Here is a 3629-nt window from a genome sequence, read left to right as displayed (position 1 = left end):
TCACCATACCTCGCATGGGGCAACTTATCGATGCGTTATGCGGTACAGAAAACGCGTGAAAAGATGGACGCCTCTCCAAAAGGACGTAAGCATTTGAAGGTGTTTATGTCGCGGCTTCATTGGCATTGTCATTTTATCCAGCGGCTGGAGGACGATCCATCCATTACAGAGCACGCCATTAACCCGGCGTTTGATCAGATCCGCACCGAGTGGGATGAAGAAGCCTTTACGCGCTGGTACAACGGGCAGACGGGCATCCCGATGATTGATGCTGCCATGCGGGCTCTGCACGAAACCGGCTGGGTCAATTTCAGGTCACGTGCGATGGTGGTATCGTTCGTCTGCAACACGCTGCTGCTGGACTGGCGGAAACCCGGTCATGCACTTGCAGGACTTTTTCTGGATTATGAACCAGGCATTCACTACAGCCAAATTCAAATGCAGTCTGGCACGACCGGGTTTAATACGATACGTATTTATAATCCGGTCAAACAGGGGATTGATCATGACCCGGACGGGGCGTTCATCAAGCGGTTCGTACCTGAACTTCGATCTATTCCTGTATCCTTCATTCATCAGCCCTGGCAACTGCCGAATTTTAACGAGCTGGATTACCCGTCTCCTATTGTTGATATACCTTCTGCGAATAAAAAGGCAAGGGACTTGTTGTGGTCGATCAAACAGACTGATGAAGCAAAATCCACCGCACAAAAGCAACTGAAAAAACATGGAATCAGGAAGCGGAAAGAGAAGGAACGAGAGCAGCAGACAGAAGAGCAATTGTCTCTGGACCTGTTCGAATAATCCTGAAAGTGAAAGAATGCCTTATCCCATGGAAAGAATTTAATGAATCACCGCATAAAACACTATATTTAGGGTAATGAAATTAGTATAAGAAAGTAGAATGATTGTAAAGTAAAGGGTGAACGACATGCAGAAGATGAACCGAGGAATACTAACCGCATTAACCGCCATAGGGGTGGCACAGGCACTCAAAATTGTTACTTACAAAAGAATGACAGGTAAGTGGGATGTGAAACAGGTGGCGACCACCGGGGGCATGCCAAGTTCTCATTCGGCAGGAGTTGCGGCGTTAACTACCTACATAGCGTCCAATAAAGGATCACGCCACACTGAAACAGCGCTGGCAACCGTTTTTGGCGTAATTGTCATGTACGATGCGCAGGGCATTCGCCGTCATACAGGCGAAATTGCTAAGCTGGTCAATGACTTAGAGGATAATTTCGCTGAAATTGCAGTCGACTTTCCGAGTTTTGAGTTTGTGGAGCGGGAGAAAGAGTTGAAAGAACTATTAGGCCACCAGCCTATTGAAGTGCTTGGCGGGGCTATATTTGGTTCTGCGCTTGGTTTTTTGTCAGCCAAGTTTGAAAATAGAGAGAAAAAAGTAAGTGAATCTTAAATTCGAATACGTACATGAGGAAAACTCAAAATAGCAGACCTGAAGCAAGGTCTGCTATTTTTATCTTCAGAATGGGAAGACATTGGGGCGTTCTATCTCCTTTTTACGCTTAGAACCAATGATACTTCCGCATGTAAGGTGCCAGGTTTTTAACGAAGCGGTAGGTTGGAAATGGAGAGTTGGCAATTTGTAGTCCGATGCGGTAGGCTTCTTCATCAATTCGTTCTTGCTGATTCTTGAATTCTGTTTCATTTGAGATGTCCAGGAGAAGCTCGACATTGTACCACACGTTTGTACGGAAGTTAGCCATAAAAAAAGAAGATAGCGTTTCATCGCTGCGCCCCATAAGAACATCTATCCAACGCAGTAAGCGGGCATAGTGTTTCGTTAGTACGTCTTGAACAATGTCCACCAGATCCCTTAATACTTCGTTTATACGTTCATGATCCCGCCGCCTGTGGAGCATAAGACGAGCATTGGGCCAAGTTTGTTCTTCATCGAGGATTGTATGTAAGGTCATGGGGAGATCGCGGTTGATGTGGGCATTGATGCCGAGGAGTGCATCTTGCAGCACGAAGCTTTGTTTTTCTTCAGCTATTTGAAAAGCAAGCTTCCATGCGGGTGCACAAGGAATGCATGCTTCATAGGCGTTGACGGCGCTAAAATAATAGTGGGCAAAACGAACAAGAACGCGTTCCATCCAAACAGGGTCTTCAAAGAAACCAGATTCAAGACGCAGCTGCATTTCCCGTGTCATCAATAAATAAACATGCTGAAAAACAGCCCGGTAGTCACCGCTGTGTTGAAGAGCGTGGAGGTGTTCTGTCATTAATTCAATGACCTCTTCCAATGATTCGACCTGCTTTTTGGGTGTGCTTATAGATTTCATTCCATCAGCCCCCTCGGAAGGTTAATAGGTATTTATAAAAAAGTATGAGTTAGATAACTAAGTAGGAAATGATTAAATTTTCGTAATAAATGATTGGGTTAAGAATTGTGGAGTATTTCAGCAGAAGTAAAGTTATGTTTCAATGTGTCATTATGTTTAGTATAACATCTAATTTTAATAGCTTTTATGGAAATCCTTTAACTACAAAAAGTTTGGGTGTGGAGTGAATTATGATAGGAGGCGATGCTTGTGGGAAGAAAAGTCATCCTGAGTCGAAAAGGTTTTGATAGCAGTACGGGTGGGAAGCCCAGTCCACTGTATGCAGACAGCCTGCTGCCTTTTCATATCCCAAGAGCAGATACAGGGATATTTTATAAAGACCTTAACGCGGTGGGCAGCGAAAACTATCTGAACATCATGAAAGATTTAGGGATTAATCAGTTCTCAGAGACGCATTTGGACCCGGATTTGGAATCCTCCATGATGAAGAATCGCCCGGAGGAATGGCGCGGATTGTTCGGTCAAAGTGGCATCTCCCAGGGAACCTTGCATAATCGTGGTGTCGGGCCGGGAGACCTTTTCCTTTTTTTCGGCTGGTTTAAAGAAGTGGAAAAAGTAAATGGGAAGTATCGCTATGTGCCGGACGCACCTGATCTTCATGTGATTTTTGGTTACCTCGAAGTGGACGAGGTATGGGATGTGTATAAAGACCATATACCATCATGGGCGGAATATCATCCTCATATTCAGGAAAAAGAAAATAATAAGAGTAAACGTAATTGTATTTACGCGGCCACTCCTGACTTTTCAAAGAACCCGGGTCAGAGAGGCTGGGGAACGTTCGGGTATGAGAAAAGTTTAGTACTGACAGAAGAAGGAGCGAAAAATCGTACCCAGTGGAAACTGCCTTCCTGTTTTCAAAATGAACAGTCTCAATTCACTCATAATATTAAAGTGTGGAATGAAGGACCTGATGGGATCGAGATGCAAACGTCAGGCAGAGGCGATCAGGAAATGTATGTGAGTCGTAATCGTAAGGTAGTGGAATGGGCGGAACGTTTAATTGTAGAAGGAAAAGTGTTCTCTTAATGGTAAAGGACCTGGATCACAGTGAGGTTTTGTGGTTCAGGTCTGTTTAAGTAGTGAATGTTATATGGAAGTGGAGGATATTTTAAGAGAATATGGTTTTTATTGTATAATGGTAGCAATAAATAATAAGAATTAGGTGATCGTTGTGAAGGAAAAAATGGTTCTTCTGAGGGATCGTTTAAATGACCTCAGCCGCCGAAACCGATCGATACGGATGCTGAAGGTATATGA

Annotated in this window: 4 protein-coding genes; 3 read left to right on the top strand and 1 reads right to left on the bottom strand. The window is 44.1% G+C overall.

All coding sequences use genetic code 11. The features are described from left to right. Both WAM07_RS11300 and WAM07_RS11295 read left to right on the top strand, forming a co-directional pair. Positions 1–804: FAD-binding domain-containing protein (locus WAM07_RS11300; RefSeq protein ID WP_422166923.1), on the top strand; the 804-nt coding region annotated here is incomplete at its 5' end. A 127-nt stretch (positions 805–931) separates the two neighbouring features. Further along, positions 932–1420, top strand: a complete 489-nt coding sequence (locus WAM07_RS11295; protein WP_422166922.1) for a divergent PAP2 family protein — start codon at positions 932–934, stop codon at positions 1418–1420. A 109-nt stretch (positions 1421–1529) separates the two neighbouring features. On the opposite strand, the gene WAM07_RS11290 is transcribed toward WAM07_RS11295, so the two are convergent. After that, a complete protein-coding gene (locus tag WAM07_RS11290) occupies positions 1530–2309 on the bottom strand; it encodes a DUF5995 family protein (RefSeq protein WP_422166920.1) in 780 nt (259 codons plus the stop codon). Positions 2310–2558: 249 nt separating this feature from the next. On the opposite strand from WAM07_RS11290, the gene WAM07_RS11285 reads away from it, so the two are divergent. Continuing rightward, positions 2559–3398 (top strand): hypothetical protein, encoded by an 840-nt coding sequence (locus WAM07_RS11285; protein WP_422166918.1) that lies wholly within the window; start codon positions 2559–2561, stop codon positions 3396–3398. Positions 3399–3629: the final 231 nt, after the last annotated feature.

The sequence above is a fragment of the Halobacillus sp. genome (assembly GCF_049282395.1).
Taxonomy (GTDB): Bacteria; Bacillota; Bacilli; order Bacillales; family Halobacillaceae; genus Halobacillus.
The sequence above is the reverse complement of the archived record's forward strand: the minus strand, read 5'-3'. Positions and strand labels throughout refer to the sequence as shown.